Genomic DNA, 16,292 nt, shown 5'->3' with positions numbered 1-16,292 from the left:
AAGGCGGGCACGTAGTCGTCGGGGAGGCGCCCGAAGATCGGGATCGCCTGGCCGCAGCGCCCGCACCGGTTCTGGCCGTCGAGGTTCCAGGCGCGGATCGTGAAGCCGAACCTCTCGACGGCGACCGCCCCGCACGCCGGGCAGTACGTGTGCTCGAGCGGGTGGCCCCAGACGTTGCCGAGGTAGACGTACTCCAGCCCTTCGGCCTTCGCGACGGCGTGGAGGCGTTCGAGGGTCTTCACGGGGGTCTCGGGGAGGTCCATCATGTGGTAGTCCGGGTGGAACTTCAGCAGGTGGAACGGCGTGGACGGGCCGAGGCGGTCGACGACGTGGCGGGCGAGCTTGCGCGTCGCCTCGTCCGACTCCCCGACCTGGGGGACGATGAGATCGGTGATCTCGACGTGCACGCCCCGCTCCTGGAGCGCCACGGAGGTCTCGAAGATCGGCTCCGGGCCCTTGGCGCTGATGTACTTCCGCATGAAGCCGGGCTCCCCGCTGCCTTTGAAGTCGATGCTGATGGCGTCCAGCTCGGGGGCGAGGAGCTCGACCGCCTCCGGGGTCATGTAGCCGTTCGTGACGAAGTTCGCGAACAGCCCCGCCCGGTGGGCCTCGTGCATCAGGTCGACCGCGTACTCCGCGAAGATCGTCGGCTCGTTGTAGGTGAACGTCATCCCCGCGCACCCGAGCCGCACGGCCTGCCGCGCGGCGGTCGAGGGCGCCAGCTCCCGTCCGACGATCTCGTGCTCCTGCGAGATCTCCGCGTTCTGGCAGTACTGGCAGCGCCAGTTGCAGCCAACGGTGCCGATCGAGTACACGCGCGAGCCCGGGTGGAAGTGCGAGAGCGGCTTCTTCTCCACGGGGTCGATCTGCAGGGCCGCCGCGCGCCCGTAGGACAGCAGGACCAGTCGGCCTCCCTCGTTCTTGCGGACGTAGCAGAAGCCGTGGGACCCATCGGGGATGGTGCAGTACCGGGCACACGCCGTGCAGCGGACCTTCCCGCCATCGAGTGGGGTGTACAGGCTCGCGACGTGCGCGGCGGCCGACACGGAGAGCCTCCGGTGTCCTAAGGTCGCGCGGCCCCCATAAGCGTGCCCGGGCGCCGGCCCTCCGGCCGAAGGTTCATTTCCCCAGGGGCGTCCGGTTCCCCGATGGCGGGAGGTGCGAGCGCGCCGTCGGCGGCCCCCGGGGCGGAGGCGATCGAGCGTCGCGTCGCGGAGCGGATCGCTCCCGCGCCAGAGCTCCTCGAGCGCGTCGCGCGCGTGCGCGCCGATCTCGTTCGTCGGGTCGAGGCGGCCGCCCGGGAGCGCGGGAGCCCGCTCGTCCGCGCGCTCGTCGCCGGGAGCGCCGCCCGGGGAACGTTCCTCGCGGACCGGCTCGATCTCGACCTGTTCCTGCTGTTCCCGCCCGAGCTCTCGCGCGATCGGCTTCGCGAGGAGGGCCTCGCCCTCGGCCGGGCGGTGCTCTCCCGGCCGGAGACCCGATACGCCGAGCACCCGTACCTGCGGGGGGAGTTCGAGGGCTTCCGGGTCGACGCGGTCCCCGGCTTCGCCGTGAGCGACCCATCCCGTCCCCTGTCACCGGTCGATCGCACGCCGTTCCACCAGGCGTACCTCGCGGAGCGGGAGACGGCGGAGCTCGTCAGCCAGGTCCGGCTCGCGAAGGAGTTCCTGCGCAGCCTCGGGGTCTACGGCTCCGAGGCGAAGACCGAGGGGTTCTCGGGGTACCTGGTCGAGCTCCTCGTGCTCCGGTTCGGCTCGATGCGGCGCCTGCTCGAGGCCGCACGGCTCTGGCGGCTCCCCGTGGACCTCACGGACGGCGGCCCCCGGCCCCCGCGGCTGCCCGCCGACGTGGCGCTGATCCTCGCCGATCCGGTCGACCCGAATCGCAACGTGGCGAGCGCGCTCGCCCGCCGCAACCTCGCCCTCGTGGTGCTCGCCGCGTCCGCCTACCTCGCGGCGCCGAGCGAGGCGTTCTTCTCGCCCCAGTCCCCCCCTCCGCTGCGCCGCGCCGAGGCCCTCCGTCGGCTCGAGGCGCGGGCGAGCCACGCGAGCGTCGTGCGCCTGCCCCGCCCCGACCTCGTCGACGATACGCTCTACCCGCAGGTCCGCAAGGCCGAGCGCGCGATCGTCCAGGAGATCGCTCGGAGCGGCTTCGAGGTCCTCGGCTCCTCCAGCGTCGTCGGACCCGAGCACGTCCTCGTCGTGCTCGAGGTAGCCCACGCCCGCCGCTCGGCGGTGCGCCACCAGGAAGGACCGCCGCCGGGGCTGGACCGGGTCGGCCACTTCCTCGAGAAGTGGACTCGACCGGAGGCGCCGGTGGTGCAGGGACCGTTCGTGCGCGCCGATGGTAGCCTCGGCGTCGAGACGCTGCGGGCGGACCGGGAGGTCGAGACCGTGATCCGCGCGATCCTCCCGCGGCTGTCGCTCGGCCGAGACCTCACGCCCAGCGACCCGTCGCGCGTCGAGGTCCACCCGCTCGCCGGGGCGCCGGACTCCCCCGCGCTCGAGGCGGCCCTGCGGGAGCTATTGGATAAGCGCCTGCCCTGGCTCGTCCCGGACTAGATCGCCCGCGGCGCGATGTTGAGCAGCAGGAACCAGAGCGCGAGGAAGCCGAAGAACTCGAGCACGATCAGGCCGGCCCAGTCGCCCTTGGTGAACTGGCTCGACAGGGTGCGCAGCCGGCCGATCAGGAACGGGCTGGCCGCGATCACGGCGAGGCCGACGACGAGCGGCGCGAACCAGGGCAGGCCGCTCGCGGTCAGGATCCAGCCGAGCACCCCGAGGATCACCGTCAGGAGGCCTGCGAGGATCAACCCGGTACCGAGCTCGAACTCCTTCCTCGCGAACGCGGCCTCGTCGAACACCGGGAACTCGAACGCCTCCTCCTCCTCTTCCTCGAGCTTGCGCCGGGCCTTCTTCGCCATCGCCTAACCCCCTCGGCGGCGCCGTCCGTCCCAGAAGAGCTCCTCGGCGTGGTAGGAGCTGCGGACCATCGGGCCGGCCTCGACGCCGGCGAAGCCCACGTCGAGCGCCTCCCTCCGGAGCTGGGCGAACTCCTCCGGCGGGACGTACCGCGCGACCGGTAGGTGGGCCGCGCTCGGCCGCAGGTACTGGCCGAGCGTGAGCAGATCGACGTCGGCCCGCCGCAGGTCGACGAACGCCTGCTGGAGCTCCGGCCGCCCCTCGCCGAGGCCGAGCATGATCGAGCTCTTCGTCACGAGCCCGGGCGGGCCGAGCTCGCGGACCCGCGCGAGCACCTCGAGCGAGCGCTCGTAGCCGGCCCGCCGGTCCCGGACCCGGGAGCTGAGCGATCGGACCGTTTCGAGGTTGTGGGCGAGCACGTCCGGCGGGTCGACGACGAGGCTCTCGAGCGAGCGCTCGCTGCCGCCGAGGTCGCCGATCAGCAGCTCGACGCGGACGCCGGGGGAGGTGCGGCGCAGCGCGCGTACCGTGTCCGCGAGGACCCGAGCGCCGCCGTCCTCAAGATCGTCGCGGCAGACCTGCGTGAGAACGACGTACCGCAGGCCCCAGTCGTGTACGGCCGCCGCCACCCGTTCGGGCTCGCTGGGGTCGACGAGCCCCCGCGGCCAGCGCGTCGTGACGGCACAGAAGCCGCAGCGCCGCGTGCAGTCGGTGCCGAGCAACATCAGCGTGGCCGTGCCGGACGACCAGCATTCCGCTAGGTTCGGACATCGCGCCTCGCGGCAGACGGTCCCCAGCCGCTCGCGCGCGAGGATCTCCCGGACCTCGGGGTAGCGGTCGCCGTGGGGGGGCCGTGTGCGGATCCACGCGGGCAGGCCGTGCGCCGGCCGGATCGGCGATGCCGCGAGCGAAACCGTCGCCACCGCCCGCCGACAGGGGCTCGCGGTTTAGCGTTTGCGCGACCGGGCGCCGCCGGTCCGCTCCTCGAGGAGCGTGGTCAACAGGCTGGCGGGCAGCTCGTCCATGCCGACCTGGCTCGACTCGCCGGAATCGCCGGCGTCGAGCGTCACGAGGCCCTCGCGCTCGAGCTCCTTCAGGGTCCGCCAGAACGTGGTCCGGCTCATCGTCGGCGCGCCCAGCTCCTCGACGAGCGCGGCGTGGGTCGCCCGGAGCTTCTGGCTGGCGACCGCGGCGCCGCGGCGCTTCAACGACCGGCTGAGCGCGAGCAGCACGCTGAGCTGGTTCGTGCTCAGCGCCTCGAGATGCGTTTCGGCGAGGGTCGGGAGCAGCGAGCCCTTCGCCCGTCGGACGTGCTCGGGGGTGATCGCCTCCGCGGCGGCGTCCTCGGCGGCGTGGGCCGCGCCGGCGAGGATCTCGAGCGCGAAGCGGGCGTCGCCGTTGGGCGCCGCGATGCGGGCGACCTGATCGAGGACCTCGCGCTCCACGCGGCCCGGTCTGAGCGCCAGGCGCGCCCGCTCCTCCAGGATGTCGGTGAGGGCCGTCCGGTCGTACGGGGCGAGGGCGAGCCGGTGCGTGACCCCGAAGCTCGAGCGGCTCGGGGCGTCGAGGTACGGGAACAGGTCTTCGACCGCGACCAGCACCAGGGAGATCGAGCCGAGCTCGACCTCGCGCGAGCGCGAGAGGAGGTAGACGAGCCGGGTCTCCTGGCGGACGAGCGACGCCGCCTCGTCGAGCAGGACGACTAGGTGCTGCGGGCTGCGCCGCAGACCCTGCTCGAAGACGTCGATCATCTCCGACAGGCTGTAGCCCCGGTCGGGCAGCGAGACGTGCACGCTGCGCAGCAGGTCGAGCATCACCGTCCGGTCGCTCGCGCGACGCCAGCAGTTGATGTAGACCGAGCGCACGGGGAGGTCCGCCAGCCGACCGGCCTTCTCGAGATCCGCCGCGACGCGTCGCACCAGCGCGGTCTTTCCGCTTCCCACGCCCCCGGTCACCAGCGCGTGGTAGGCGAGCCCCTTCGCGAGGCTCGCGCGGAAGCGACGGTCGAGCAGGGCGCGCTCGGTCTCGCGGTGCGGAAGACGAGCGGGCAGGAACGACGGATCGAGCGTCTCCTCGGCGAGGAACAGCGACGCGGGCGGGCTCATGGGGCGCGGTCCCCGACCCGCGTGGGCAATATCAGCTTCGCCGTCGGGCTCCGGGCCGGCGCGGACCGGACGGCGGGGGCAGCCCGGGGACGAGCCGCTCCGTGAGCGTACGCGCGAGGTCGCTCGGGGACGCGCGGGCGTCCAGGACGATCCATCGCCCACGCGAAGCGAGGCGTCGGTACTCCCGTCGGGCGCGCTCGAGCCGCCGGCGTCGCTCGAGTGGCCCGCGGCGCCCGGCCCGCCCGCCGACGCGACGCAGCGCGTCGGCCGGCTCCAGATCGAGCAGGACCACCCGGTCGGGCGGCACGGTTGCGAGCCGCTGCAGGCGCTCCAGGCGGTGGCGGTCCCGGGGCGGGAGCGCGGAGCCCTGATAGGCGAGGGTCGAGTAGAACGATCGGTCCGCGATCACCACGTCGTGACGGGCGAGGTCGCGCGCCAGGGCCCGGCGCGCCGCGAACCGGTCGATCGTGAAGTAGACGCCGGCGGTCCACGGGTCGAGCACGCCGGCGCGCTGGGCGAGGACCCCGAGCGAGGGGTCGGCCGGTTCGTGCCGTCGGGCGACCGACCAGCCGCGCCGCCGCAGGCGGCGCGCGAGCGCGCGAACGAGGGTGCTCTTCCCCGAGCCGTCGATCCCCTCGATCGCGATCAATCGTCCGCGCGGGCGCGGCGACGGCGTCAGGGTCCCCGCTCCCGCGGCGCCTCCAGGTCGAGGCCATACACCCGCGCGATCGACTCCACGAACGGCACGACCAGGCGTTCCGCCCCGCCGGGGGTGCCTTCGGCGATCGCCCGGGCGCGCCGTGGGACCGTGGCGAGGTCGAGCACGGCTCCCGGCCGGCGGGGATCGTCGAGAAAATCGGTCTCCAGGAACCACGGCGCCGGATCTCCGACGACCTCGCCCACGAGATCCCGAGCGGCGAGGTACGACGGGACGAGGCCGTCGCGCAGCGGCGTCGGCACTCGGCCGCGGGCGTAATGCTTGACGACCCGCTCGGGCCGAAGGCCGACCCCTCGTGCTCGCGTCGCCAGCTCGCGGTAGCCGGCCGCGTCGAGGTCCTCGCTGTGGAGGATCGCCGGGCAGCGGGCGTCGCGGGCCACGGCGAGGGCATGGTCCAGGACCCGGTCGAGCGCCGCCGCGATCGCCGCGTTGACCGGGAAGTGGGCGCGGCCGACCTCGCCGATGGCGACGGCGCGGCCTTCCGCTACCGCGCGGCCCGCGAGATCGAGCGCGGACCGGTGCAGCGCTTCGGCCTCGGCGAGGCCGATCGTCCGGGCCTGCTCCACGAGGTCGACCGGGTACGGTGCGACGACGGGGTAGGCGACGACGCCTGCGTCCGCGCGAACCCGCGCGGCGAGGCGGATTGTGGTCTCGAACTGCCCGGCGTAGTCGTCGAGCGAGCGCGCAACGCTTCCGGTATAGTTCTGGGTGGCGAGGAACAGGTGGGTTCCGCCCGCAGCCCGAAACCGGCGGGCCGCGGCGACCCCCTCGCCGTGCGGGGAGAGATGGCAGTGGTGGTCGACGACCGGAAGGCCGTCCGGTAGCGGCACCCCGGCCGTCCCCGTGCGCCCCGGCCTAGCGCAGGAGACCCGCGCCCTGGAGCTCCTTGGTGATCTTCTTGACGGCGACCTCGACGTCGGACGGCTTGCGCGCGCCCGTGCAGACGAGCTTGCCGCTGCCGAACAGCAGGACGACCACCCGGGGCTCGTCGATCCGGCACACGAGGCCGGGGAACTGCTCCGGCTCGTACTCGACCCGGTCGAGGCCGAGCGTTACGGCGATCGCGTTGAGGTTGATCTCGCTCTCGAGATCGGAACTCGCGACGATGTTCTGGACCTCGATCTTCGGGTGCATGTTGATCTTCTGACCGCCCTTCTTGATCTGGGCGGCGACCGTTCGGATCGACTCCTCGACCTCGTGCATGCTCTTCGCGCCGGTGCAGACGACCTTGCCCGAGCGGAACAGCAGGATCGCGGTCTTCGGCTGCTTCAGCCGATAGATGAGCCCGGGGAACTGTTCGGGCTCGTATTCCGCGCCGTCGAGCCCGAGCGCGATCGACTGCAGGTCGAGCTCGTCGCCGAGGGACGTCGACGCGACCACGTTCTCGATTCGAATCTTCACCAACGATATCCCCGGCGCGGGAGTATATAAAGTGGTATATAAATGCTCCGCGATTTTTGGGCCGCACCGGGCGACTCCGGCACCCCGGGCGAGCCGCGTCACCGGGTGCGCGGGAGGCGGACGCGCCACAGCCCGAACGCGAGGATCGCCACGAGCGACCCCACGACCGTCACCGCGGCGCCGACGGCGACCGCCGGCCTCGGGAACTCGACCGCCACGAGCGTCGTGATCACCACGATCGGCACGATCAGCCGCAGGACCCAGCGCACCGTGACCCGGGCGTCACTGAATCGCGGCGGGGCATCCGAGGTCTCGGGCATCTTCGGCCGCGGATCACCGGGCGGTCGGCGGCGTCTCCTGGGAGAGAGTCGGCGGGCTCGCCTCGGCCGGGTGCATCGGGAAGACGGAGAATCGGCGGCAGATGGGGCAGCGCATGTAGCGCGAGCTCCCCAGCCGAAGGCCGGTGAGCGAGGCGCCCGGGATGAACTCGAAGTCGAAGCCGGTAGCGCACTTCGGGCAGGTCAGGTGGATCGTGCGAGTCCACGGCACGCGCCGAGGAGTCCGGACGGGTAGATGAGATCCCGGCCGAAGCTCAGGAACCCGCGCCGGGAACGGCCCCGCCCTCGGTGGTGCGCCGTGGCGCGAAGGGGAGCCCGACCAGCTCGTCCTCGGCGGGCAACGCGAAGAAGTCCCGCAGCACGCGTCGGGTGAACCCCCACAGCACGTGACCCTCGTAGACCGTGGCGCTGACGTCGATCCACCCGAGCGTGGTGTCCCGGGGTACGCGGCGGGTGGCGGCGAGGGCCGAGCGTGGCAGCCAAAAGATGTGGGCGACCTCGTCGCGGCTGCGAGCGGAGGGAGGGCCCGAATCCGCCCCGAGCTCCGCGGCGAACACGGCCACCGCCAGGCGGAAGCGGGGGGCGTCCTTCGTCTCGACGTAGCGGATCGGGCCCGCAAGGTCGGACTCCGCGAGGCCCACCTCCTCGTCGAGCTCCCGGAGCGCGGTCCGGGCCAGCGAAGAGTCCACCTCCTCCACGTGCCCCCCCGGCAGGGCGACCTGGCCGGAGGCGGGGTCGGTCGTCCGTTCCGTTCGCTCGATCAGGAGAACCTCGACCTCGACCCGGCCCTGCCGGAGGACGATCGTTACCGAAGCCCCCGCGGTCCCGACGGGTGGCGAGGTGTCGGCGTGGCGCCCGAGCAGGCCCGCGATCGTCCGGGGCGCGGCGCCGTCCGCGGCGACGGCCGGCCCCGCCACGATCAGGCCTGCCAGTCGTAGGCGACCTTCTCGCGCACGGCCTGGCGGTCCGACGGGTGCTCCGAACGAGGATCGAGCTGGCGCTCGAGGACCGCGAGTCGAGCGCGCAGATCCTTGAGGTCCTTTTCCAGCTGTTCCAGCCGCTCGGCCATCTCCGCCGCGTCGTCGGCCATCACCGCCCGATTCGCCGGGCGCCTCATAAGCCCGACGGCGCGGGCCGTCGCCGGGTTCACGTGGATCGCGGCCCCGTGCTCCGCCGGGCCTCGACGACCCGGACGAACTCGGCCACCGCCGCGCTCGTCTCCTCCGGCCGCTCGATAGGGACCATGTGCCCGGTCTGCGGCAGGATGCGGATCTGGGAGTCCGGGATCGACTGGCGCAGGATGCGACCGTGTGACGCGTCGACGACCTGGTCGTCCATCGCCTGGACGATCAGGGTCGGCCGCGCCACGCTCGCGATCCGGGCGCGTTCGTCGAAGCGCTCCATCGCGCCCGCCCATCGCGTCGTGGGAGCAAGGTCCTGCCGCATCACCGCCGCGCGCACGGTGTCGGCGAAGTCGAGGTGCGCCTCGATCCAGTCCGGATAGTACAGATCCTTCAGCATCCGAAGGCCGAGCGCGTCGCGCCCCTCCTTCTCCAGCGTGTCGGCCCACCGCTGGGTGATCGCGCGCGTGTGGTTGTCGGTGTAGGCCGCGCCGCTCACCATCACGAGCCCCCGGACCCGCTCGGGGTGATCGAGCGTCAATCGTAACGCGAGGAGCGCCCCGCCGGAGAGCCCGACGACATAGGCGGACTCGATGCCCTTGGCGTCGAGCAGCGCGAGCAGGTCTCCCTCGAGTTCCTCGAACGAGAATCCCGCTCCGTCGGGAAGGGGCGACCGGCCGTGCCCCCGCAGGTCCGGCGCCAGGACCCGAAGGTCGCGGGCAAGGACCGGAAGCACCCCGTCCCAGACGGCGTGGCTCCCGCCGACCGTGTGGAGCAGCAGCAGGGGGGCACCCTTTCCCTCGTCGCGTGCGAAGAGCGCGACCGGTGCGCTCGGTGCGTCGGTCACCGCGCGCCGACCGGGCCTCCGTATTTACCCGTCGCGCCGGGGCAGTTCCCGTGACGGGCGTCCGCGGCGGCGAGCGCTCAGGGTTATGGGACGCTGGAGCTCTCGCGCGGTCGTGCCGCGATTGAAGGTGCAGTTCGTTTACGCCGGCCTTCGCGTCCGCGATCTGCCGCGGTCGCTTCGATTCTACCGGCGGCTTGGCTTTCGGGTCCACCGCCGCGGCCGCATGGAGCACGGCGGACGCTGGGTGCACCTGTCGTTCCCCGGTGCCGCCCAGCGGCTCGAGCTCAACTTCTACCCGCGCAGGACCCGATTCTTCGAGCCGTTCCGTCGGGGCTCGGAATTCGACCACCTCGGCTTCCGCGTGTCGGACGTCGCGGCCTGTGAGCGCCGCCTGCGGCGCCAGGGACTCCCGATCGTCGCGCGCATCCGGGAGCGATACGAGAACATCATCTACGCCCGGGACCCGGACGGCAACTGGATCGAGTTCTTCGGCCCGGTCCCCGATTAGGCCGAGGTCCGTGCGGGCACGGATGGTCTAAAGAACGGGGTCGCGATATTCGGCGTCGATGGCGCGAGGCGTGATGTTGATGAGCGGCGGCATCGACTCGCCGGTGGCGCTCGACCTCCTGCTCCGCCAGGGCCACGAGATGCTCGCCGTCCACATGGACAACCGGCCGTTCACCGACGACTCGCCGCTCGAGAAGGTCGTCGATCACCTTGGTCTGCTGCGTGCGCGCTACCGCCAGGCGATCCCGCTGTACGTCGTTCCCCACGGTTCGACGCAGACGACGCTGATGCGGACCACCGATCGCCACGTGGGCTGCGTGCTCTGCCGGCGCTTCATGTGGCGGTCGGCCGAACGCGTCGCCGAGCGCGAGGCCGCGTCCTTCCTCGTGACGGGGGAGGCCCTCGGACAGGTCGCGTCGCAGACGCTGTCGAACATGCACAGCGCGACGGTGGCCGTGCGCCTCCCGATCGTGCGGCCTCTCATCGGCTTCGACAAGCAGGAGATCGAGGCCGTGGCGAAGGAGATCGGCACCTACGGGATCTCGACGCGCCCCGGCGTCTGCTGCCAGGCCGTCCCCGACCGACCCGCGACCCGCTCGAACCTCGTCCAGATCGTGCGAGAAGAGGAGCTCCTCGACGTCGAGCAGATCGTCGATGACTGCGTCCGCAAGGCCGTCGTGCTTTGACGACGGGCCGCGCGCGAAAGGCCGGGGCGCGAAAAATTCGCTACGTTTAAGTAGGCGGCGGATGGGTCCCCCCCTCGCCCTTACGGAGAGTTCGCGATGCTGAACGCGATGGGATACCAAGAGCCCGCCGAAGCGCAGTCGATCCGCTCGATGCTGCACATTGCGCGATTGCTCGCGCTGATCTTCGGCATTCTGCTGCTGATCGGAGGCATTGCCTACGTCGCATGGATCGCGTACCTCGCCAGCATCTGTGCGACCTACATCGGCTTCGACCCCTACTGTGGCGGAGCGATCGCCGGCGCGCTGATCCCGGCCATTTACCTCGCGATCGCGGGCGTGTTCCTCTTCCTCGTCTGGACCCAGACCAAGCAGATCGAGGCCAAGGTCAACAGCCACCAGTACGAGGCGGCCAAGTCCCAGACGCTGCTCTGGATGATCCTGGGCTTCATCTTCGGGATCATCCTCGGCGTGATCCTGCTGATCGCGTACCTGAAGTTCGACCCGCTGATCAACCAGTCCCGCGCGATGGCGAGCGGCCAGATGCCTCCGCCCGGCGCGCCCCCTGCGTGGGGCGCCCCACCGGCGCCGGCACCGGCGCCCGCTCCCACGGCGGCTGCGCCGCCGGCGGCTCCGCCTCCGGGCGCCCAGGCGGCACCGTTCTGCGGGACCTGCGGAAAGCCGACCACCTACGTCCCCCAGTACGGACGCTACTACTGCTACGACTGCAAGCAGTACGTATAGTCCCGCGCGACCGGACCGAGTCCGCCGGCCCGCGACGAGCGGGATCGGATCCTTGACGCCGGGCCAGCGCGCCGGCTGAGGGCCGCGATGTACCGGTCGCTGCGGATCTGCTCGGGCGGCGGTGGATACGAGGCGGTCCCGCATCCGGCGCTGCGACTGAATCTGGATCGGGTCCGTCGGACCCTCGAAGCGGAGGGCATCGCGGTGGTCGATGCGCGCGTGATGCTGCTCGCGGCCACCGACCCCGAGGCGACGATCAGCCGCAGCGGACGCATCCTGTTCAAGACGCGCGACGCGGCCGCAGCAACGCGAGCGTTCGAACGCCTGCGTGCCTTGCTCGGGCTTCCCGGGACGGAAGCCGCCGGCGAGCGGGGGCGCGCAACCGGCTAGCCTAAAGGCCTCGCTCGCGCTCGGATGGACGGAGGAGCGGATGCGCGAGACGTGGGTCGTCGGCGCGGCGTCGAACCGTTTCGGCAAGATGGCCGAGACGGGCCGGGAGGCCGCGACGCGGGTCGCGCTCGAGGCGATCCGCGATTCCGGGCTCGAGCCGAAGGATATCGGCTACACGTTCGTCTCGAACTGCTTCGGGCTCACCGAGAAGCAGGGCCACGTCGGACCGCTGATCAACGGCGGGCTCGGGATCCCGGACGTTCCGTCATGCACCATCGAGTCCGCGTGCTCGTCGTCGAGCGCGGCCCTCCACGAGGCGTTCGTCCACGTCGCGGGGGGTTTCACGGACGCGGCGCTCGTCGTCGGGGTTGAGAAGCTCTCGCAGCTCGACACCCTGACGGCGACCAGCTACTTCGCCGAGGCCGCCGACTACGCGTTCGAGACGCGGAACGGCGCGACGTTCCCCGGCCTCTACGCGACCCTGGCCAACGCCTACCAGCATCGCTTCCCGATGAGGCCCGAGGTGCTCGGCTCGGTCGCGATCAAGAACCACGCCAACGCGGCGCGGAATCCGCACGCCCAGTTCCAGAAGGAGATCTCGATGGAGACGTACCTGCGCTCCCCGATGATCGCCTCCCCGCTGCGCCTGTACGACTGCTGTCCGTTCTCGGACGGGGCGGCGGCGGTCGTCGTCGCCGCGAGGGAGGCGGTCCGGTCGCCGGCGAACGAGCCGCTCGTCATCCGCGCCTCGGCACGCTCCGGGTCGATCACGGAGATGCAGGACCGCCCGGATCTCCTCGGACTTCCGGCCACCCGCACGGCCGCCACGAAGGCGTTCCGGCAGGCGGGGCTCACGCCGAAGGACATCGACTTTTTGGAGGTCCACGACTGCTTCACGATCGCCGAGCTGTTCGCGCTCGAGGACCTCGGGTTCTTCCCCCGCGGCAGCGCTGGGGCGGCCGAGGTCGACGGGACGACGGCCCACGACGGTCGGCTGCCCGTCAATCCGTCCGGCGGGCTGAAGGCCAAGGGCCACCCGGTGAGCGCCACGGGCGCCAGCCAGGTCGTGGAGATCTTCGAGCAATTCAACGGCCGGGCGGGCGGACGCCAGGTCCCCCGCGCCGAGACCGCCCTCGCGCACAACGTCGGGGCGACGGGCGGCTCCTGCTCGGTGCACATCTTCTCCCGCCGGTAGGCGCTCCGGGCCGCATGTCCGACGAGCTACCCGCGGCGCCGCACACGATCGCCGACTTCGTGCGCGCCTACGAGGAGGACGGGACCCTGCGGGGCTTCCGCTGCGCCCACTGCGGCCTGCTCACCGCGACCTGGGGACTCCGGTGCCCCCGCTGTGGCGAGCGCGATCGGACCGAGGCGACGCTCTCCGGCCGGGGGACGATCATCGCGTTCACGGTGCTCACGGTCCCGGGAGACGACTTCCTGAACGACGCACCGTACGCTTACGTGGTCGTGGAGCTCGACGAGGGGGGTCGGATCACCGGGTGGATGCCGAGCGTGAAGGAGGACCGGCAGATCGCGATCGGCGATCGGGTGCACTTCGTGCCGAGCTACCGGCCCGGCGTCCAGTTCGCGAAGGACGGGGGCGCTGCGACATGAGCGCGCCGGCCGCCGAGGTCGATCGCGTCTGGCTCCGGCACTACCCGCCGGAAGTCCCGCCGACGGTCGACGTGCCCGACGAGATGCTCAGCGAGATGGTCGCCGCGTCGGTCCGCGCCTGGCCGAACCGCAGCGCCCTCGTCTACTATGGCCGGCGCTGGAGCTACCGGCAGCTCTGGGAGGAGTCGGAGCGCTTCGCGGCCGCGCTGCGCCAGAACGGGATCGGCCCCGGAGACCGCGTCGCGCTCTACCTGCCGAACTGTCCGCTGTACCCGGTCGCGCTGCTCGCGACGCTCCGTCTCGGCGCGATCGTGGTCCAGGTGAGCCCGCTCTACCTGGGGGTCGACCTGTCGCGCCTCCTGCGGGACGCCGGGCCCAAGGCGCTCGTGACGCTCGAGATCCTGTACCCCAACGTCGCGAAGATACGGGCCGACTACCCGGTGCCGGTGGTCTTCCTCGGGCGCCTGCGCGAGTTCTACCCGTGGTACCTGCGGCCGTTCGTCAACCGTGTCCTCCAGCGCCAGCACCTTCCGACCGACCTGCCGGTGGAGCCGTGGATCCAGCCCTACGCGAGCGCCCGCCGCACCCAGGGGTCGGTCGACCTGTTCCGGGCGGACCCGGCGACGACGGTCGCGGTCTACCAGTACACCGGCGGGACCACCGGGGTGCCGAAGGCCGCGATGCTCTCGCACCGCAACCTCGTCGCCAACGTGCGGCAGTCGATCGCCTGGAACACGACGCGGCGACCGGGCGAGGACGTCATCCTCGCCTCCATCCCGTTCTTCCACATCTACGGCCTCACGGTCGCGCTCCTGATGGGCCTCGCGGACGGCGCGACGATCGTCATCCAGACCCGACCCGAGATCCGCGAGGCGCTCCGGCTGATCGACCGCTACCAGCCGACGGAGTTCCCCGGCGTCCCGGCCCTCTACAACGCCTTCGCGAACCAGCCGGATGTCGGCCGGCACCGGATCCACTCGATCCGCTACTGCCTGTCGGGCTCGGCGCCGCTGCCGCTCGAGGTGAAGAAGAAGTTCGAGGCGCTCACCGGTGGCAAGCTGATCGAGGGCTACGGGCTCAGCGAGGCGTCCCCCGTGACCCACGCGAATCCGCCGACCGGCGAGCAGCGGCCGGGCTCGATCGGCCTGCCGCTGCCCTCGACGGACCACCGGGTGGTCGACCTCGAGACCGGGGGCCAGGCGCTCGCGCCCGGGGAGGTCGGCGAGCTCGAGGTGCGCGGTCCCCAGGTGATGGTCGGCTACTTCGGCCACCCCGAGGAGACGGCCGCCGTGCTCCGCGGCGGATGGCTCCGCACCGGCGACGTGGCGCGTCTGGACGCGGACGGCTACGCCTACATCGTCGACCGCAAGAAGGACATGATCAACGTCGGCGGCATGAAGGTCTGGCCCCGCGAGGTGGAGGAGATCCTCTTCCAGCATCCCGCGGTGCAGGACGTCGCGGTCGTCGGCATGGCGGACCCCGAGCGCGGCGAGGCGGTCAAGGCGTTCGTCGTCGCGAAACCCGGCACGCACCCGTCGGCCGACGAGCTGATCACCTTCGTGCGAGAGCGCATCGCGCACTACAAGGCCCCGAGGGCGGTCGAGTTCCGGGACGCGCTGCCGCGCAGCGGCGTACAGAAGGTCCTGCGGCGCGTATTGCGGGGCGAGGACGCGGTGCCGGTCGCCGCGACCGGCTCGCCCGCGCCGGCTACGGCCCCCGCGCGATGAGGTCGCGCGAGACCACGAGGCGCTGGATCTCGTTCGTCCCCTCGAAGATCTCGCTGATCCGGGCGTCGCGGTAGGCCCGCTCGATCGGCGTGCCCCGGATGTAGCCGAGTCCGCCGTGGATCTGCAGCGCCTGGTCGATCACGTCGCTCGCCCACTCCGAGGCCAGGCACTTCACGGTCGCCGCGTCCCGGGTCTTCTGGGCCCGCTCGAGGCGGCCCCACGCCTTCGGGTTCGTACCGAGCCGGTCCTGCTGGGCCGCGGCGTGGTAGACCATGAAACGCAGCGCGTGGATCTTCATCGCCATGTCCGCGAGCTTGAACTGGATCGCCTGGTACTCGCTGATCGGCAGGCCGAACTGGGTCCGGTTCTTGGAGAACTCGAGCGCCTGCGCGGTCGCGGCCTGCATGCCGCCGAGCGAGGCCGCGCCGAGCGAGACGCGGCCGACGTCGAGCGCGGTCATCGCGATCGAGAAGCCCTTCCCTACCTCGCCGAGGACCGCCTCGGGCCCGACGTGCACGTGGTCGAGGATCAGCTCGGCCGTCGACGTCCCGTGCAGGCCCATCTTCTTCTCGCATCGGCCCACCGAGAAGCCCGCGAGCCCGGCGTCGACGACGAAGGCGGTGACGCCCCCGTTCGGGCCGAGCTTGACGTCGTTGCCGGCCATCAGGATGATCGCATCGGCCTCGCGGCCGTTCGAGACGTAGATCTTGTTGCCCGTGATCACCCACCCGTCACCGTCGCGCTCGGCGACGGTGTGGACGGCGCCGGAATCGCTGCCCGAGCCCGGCTCGGTGAGGCTGAAGGCGAGGAGCTTCTCGCCCTTCGCCGCGGGCACCAGCCAGCGGCGCTTCTGCTCCTCGGTGCCGTAGTAGAGCAGCGGGGTCATCCCGAGGGAGGTGTGGGCGCCGACGATCACCCCGTGGGAGGCGTCGACGCGCCCGAGCTCTTCGAGGAACAGGCAGTAGCCAACCTTGCCGAGACCGAGCCCTCCGTACTCCTCCGGGATCGGGACGCCGAAATACCCCTCGGCCTGCATCTTGGCAACGCTCGCGCGCGGGAACTCCTCGCGCTCGTCCATCTCGGCGACGACCGGCGCGACCTCCTTGGCGAGGAAGGTCCGCACCGCGTCGCGGAACGCCTCCTGGTCGGCGGTGAACGAGAAGTCGATCGGCATCG

At 71.7% G+C, this 16,292-nt stretch carries 21 protein-coding genes; 8 read left to right on the top strand and 13 right to left on the bottom strand.

Annotated features, from left to right (window positions below; translation table 11 throughout):
• A partial coding sequence (gene amrS / locus VEL82_06650) for an AmmeMemoRadiSam system radical SAM enzyme (protein HXW67534.1) occupies positions 1-1,046 on the bottom strand: 1,046 nt, incomplete at its 3' end.
• Positions 1,047-1,148: 102 nt separating this feature from the next.
• Here amrS and cca point away from each other — a divergent pair.
• Complete coding sequence (gene cca / locus VEL82_06645) at positions 1,149-2,561, top strand: CCA tRNA nucleotidyltransferase (GenBank protein ID HXW67533.1); 1,413 nt, start codon at positions 1,149-1,151, stop codon at positions 2,559-2,561.
• Here cca and VEL82_06640 read toward each other — a convergent pair.
• From VEL82_06640 to VEL82_06590, 11 genes are all read right to left on the bottom strand, one after another.
• Positions 2,558-2,923, bottom strand: a complete 366-nt coding sequence (locus tag VEL82_06640) for a hypothetical protein (protein HXW67532.1) — start codon at positions 2,921-2,923, stop codon at positions 2,558-2,560. The two genes, cca and VEL82_06640, sit on opposite strands and share 4 nt — an antisense overlap.
• Positions 2,924-2,926: 3 nt before the next feature.
• Entirely contained in the window at positions 2,927-3,844 is a 918-nt protein-coding gene (lipA, locus tag VEL82_06635; GenBank protein ID HXW67531.1) for a lipoyl synthase, read from the bottom strand.
• A 24-nt stretch (positions 3,845-3,868) separates the two neighbouring features.
• On the bottom strand, positions 3,869-5,026 hold the full coding sequence (locus VEL82_06630) for an AAA family ATPase (GenBank protein ID HXW67530.1): 1,158 nt from the start codon (positions 5,024-5,026) through the stop codon (positions 3,869-3,871).
• 31 nt (positions 5,027-5,057) lie between these two features.
• The gene (gene tmk / locus VEL82_06625; GenBank protein HXW67529.1) at positions 5,058-5,675 is read right to left on the bottom strand and encodes a dTMP kinase; all 618 of its coding nucleotides are present in this window, start codon (positions 5,673-5,675) and stop codon (positions 5,058-5,060) included.
• Between the two features lie 26 nt (positions 5,676-5,701).
• Positions 5,702-6,574, bottom strand: a complete 873-nt coding sequence (locus VEL82_06620; protein ID HXW67528.1) for a TatD family hydrolase — start codon at positions 6,572-6,574, stop codon at positions 5,702-5,704.
• Positions 6,575-6,599: 25 nt separating this feature from the next.
• Entirely contained in the window at positions 6,600-7,148 is a 549-nt protein-coding gene (locus VEL82_06615; GenBank protein ID HXW67527.1) for a TATA-box-binding protein, read from the bottom strand.
• A 95-nt stretch (positions 7,149-7,243) separates the two neighbouring features.
• Entirely contained in the window at positions 7,244-7,465 is a 222-nt protein-coding gene (locus VEL82_06610) for a hypothetical protein (protein ID HXW67526.1), read from the bottom strand.
• A gap of 13 nt (positions 7,466-7,478) precedes the next feature.
• Positions 7,479-7,694 (bottom strand): hypothetical protein, encoded by a 216-nt coding sequence (locus tag VEL82_06605; GenBank protein ID HXW67525.1) that lies wholly within the window; start codon positions 7,692-7,694, stop codon positions 7,479-7,481.
• A 43-nt stretch (positions 7,695-7,737) separates the two neighbouring features.
• Positions 7,738-8,400, bottom strand: a complete 663-nt coding sequence (locus VEL82_06600) for an NUDIX domain-containing protein (GenBank protein ID HXW67524.1) — start codon at positions 8,398-8,400, stop codon at positions 7,738-7,740.
• A gap of 2 nt (positions 8,401-8,402) precedes the next feature.
• Positions 8,403-8,573 carry a hypothetical protein gene (locus VEL82_06595; protein ID HXW67523.1) on the bottom strand — a complete coding sequence of 57 codons (171 nt, stop codon included), beginning with the start codon at positions 8,571-8,573 and terminating at the stop codon, positions 8,403-8,405.
• Between the two features lie 56 nt (positions 8,574-8,629).
• The gene (locus tag VEL82_06590) at positions 8,630-9,451 is read right to left on the bottom strand and encodes an alpha/beta fold hydrolase (protein ID HXW67522.1); all 822 of its coding nucleotides are present in this window, start codon (positions 9,449-9,451) and stop codon (positions 8,630-8,632) included.
• An 85-nt stretch (positions 9,452-9,536) separates the two neighbouring features.
• On the opposite strand from VEL82_06590, the gene VEL82_06585 reads away from it, so the two are divergent.
• The 7 genes from VEL82_06585 (at position 9,537) to VEL82_06555 (ending at position 15,116) form a co-directional block, all read left to right on the top strand.
• Positions 9,537-9,959, top strand: a complete 423-nt coding sequence (locus tag VEL82_06585) for a VOC family protein (protein HXW67521.1) — start codon at positions 9,537-9,539, stop codon at positions 9,957-9,959.
• A gap of 58 nt (positions 9,960-10,017) precedes the next feature.
• Complete coding sequence (locus VEL82_06580; protein HXW67520.1) at positions 10,018-10,644, top strand: hypothetical protein; 627 nt, start codon at positions 10,018-10,020, stop codon at positions 10,642-10,644.
• Between the two features lie 96 nt (positions 10,645-10,740).
• Complete coding sequence (locus tag VEL82_06575; protein HXW67519.1) at positions 10,741-11,385, top strand: hypothetical protein; 645 nt, start codon at positions 10,741-10,743, stop codon at positions 11,383-11,385.
• Positions 11,386-11,472: 87 nt separating this feature from the next.
• Positions 11,473-11,775: a hypothetical protein gene (locus VEL82_06570; protein HXW67518.1), complete on the top strand. Its 303-nt coding sequence runs from the start codon at positions 11,473-11,475 to the stop codon at positions 11,773-11,775.
• 40 nt (positions 11,776-11,815) lie between these two features.
• Entirely contained in the window at positions 11,816-12,970 is a 1,155-nt protein-coding gene (locus VEL82_06565; GenBank protein ID HXW67517.1) for a thiolase domain-containing protein, read from the top strand.
• A 14-nt stretch (positions 12,971-12,984) separates the two neighbouring features.
• Positions 12,985-13,389, top strand: a complete 405-nt coding sequence (locus VEL82_06560; GenBank protein HXW67516.1) for an OB-fold domain-containing protein — start codon at positions 12,985-12,987, stop codon at positions 13,387-13,389.
• Positions 13,386-15,116, top strand: a complete 1,731-nt coding sequence (locus VEL82_06555) for a long-chain fatty acid--CoA ligase (GenBank protein ID HXW67515.1) — start codon at positions 13,386-13,388, stop codon at positions 15,114-15,116. The genes VEL82_06560 and VEL82_06555 overlap by 4 nt, the downstream gene beginning before the upstream one ends.
• Here the strand turns inward: VEL82_06555 and VEL82_06550 are convergent.
• Positions 15,097-16,290, bottom strand: coding sequence for an acyl-CoA dehydrogenase family protein (locus VEL82_06550; GenBank protein HXW67514.1), 1,194 nt, complete (start codon positions 16,288-16,290; stop codon positions 15,097-15,099). The genes VEL82_06555 and VEL82_06550 overlap by 20 nt on opposite strands.
• Positions 16,291-16,292: the final 2 nt, after the last annotated feature.

The organism is Thermoplasmata archaeon (assembly GCA_035622275.1).
Classification (GTDB): domain Archaea; phylum Thermoplasmatota; class Thermoplasmata; order Lutacidiplasmatales; family UBA184; genus Lutacidiplasma.
This window is presented reverse-complemented; position numbering and strand designations above follow the sequence as displayed.

Excerpts from the sequence above, each read along its gene's own strand:
- VEL82_06610 (HXW67526.1), bottom strand. The coding sequence starts at position 7,465 with ATGCCCGAGACCTCGGATGCCCCGCCGCGATTCAGTGACGCCCGGGTC.
- VEL82_06585 (HXW67521.1), top strand. The coding sequence starts at position 9,537 with ATGGGACGCTGGAGCTCTCGCGCGGTCGTGCCGCGATTGAAGGTGCAG.
- VEL82_06575 (HXW67519.1), top strand. The coding sequence starts at position 10,741 with ATGCTGAACGCGATGGGATACCAAGAGCCCGCCGAAGCGCAGTCGATC.
- cca (HXW67533.1), top strand. The coding sequence starts at position 1,149 with ATGGCGGGAGGTGCGAGCGCGCCGTCGGCGGCCCCCGGGGCGGAGGCG.
- VEL82_06550 (HXW67514.1), bottom strand. The coding sequence starts at position 16,290 with ATGCCGATCGACTTCTCGTTCACCGCCGACCAGGAGGCGTTCCGCGAC.
- VEL82_06630 (HXW67530.1), bottom strand. The coding sequence starts at position 5,026 with ATGAGCCCGCCCGCGTCGCTGTTCCTCGCCGAGGAGACGCTCGATCCG.
- VEL82_06570 (HXW67518.1), top strand. The coding sequence starts at position 11,473 with ATGTACCGGTCGCTGCGGATCTGCTCGGGCGGCGGTGGATACGAGGCG.
- VEL82_06555 (HXW67515.1), top strand. The coding sequence starts at position 13,386 with ATGAGCGCGCCGGCCGCCGAGGTCGATCGCGTCTGGCTCCGGCACTAC.
- VEL82_06580 (HXW67520.1), top strand. The coding sequence starts at position 10,018 with ATGGCGCGAGGCGTGATGTTGATGAGCGGCGGCATCGACTCGCCGGTG.
- VEL82_06640 (HXW67532.1), bottom strand. The coding sequence starts at position 2,923 with ATGGCGAAGAAGGCCCGGCGCAAGCTCGAGGAAGAGGAGGAGGAGGCG.
- VEL82_06560 (HXW67516.1), top strand. The coding sequence starts at position 12,985 with ATGTCCGACGAGCTACCCGCGGCGCCGCACACGATCGCCGACTTCGTG.
- VEL82_06595 (HXW67523.1), bottom strand. The coding sequence starts at position 8,573 with ATGGCCGACGACGCGGCGGAGATGGCCGAGCGGCTGGAACAGCTGGAA.
- VEL82_06565 (HXW67517.1), top strand. The coding sequence starts at position 11,816 with ATGCGCGAGACGTGGGTCGTCGGCGCGGCGTCGAACCGTTTCGGCAAG.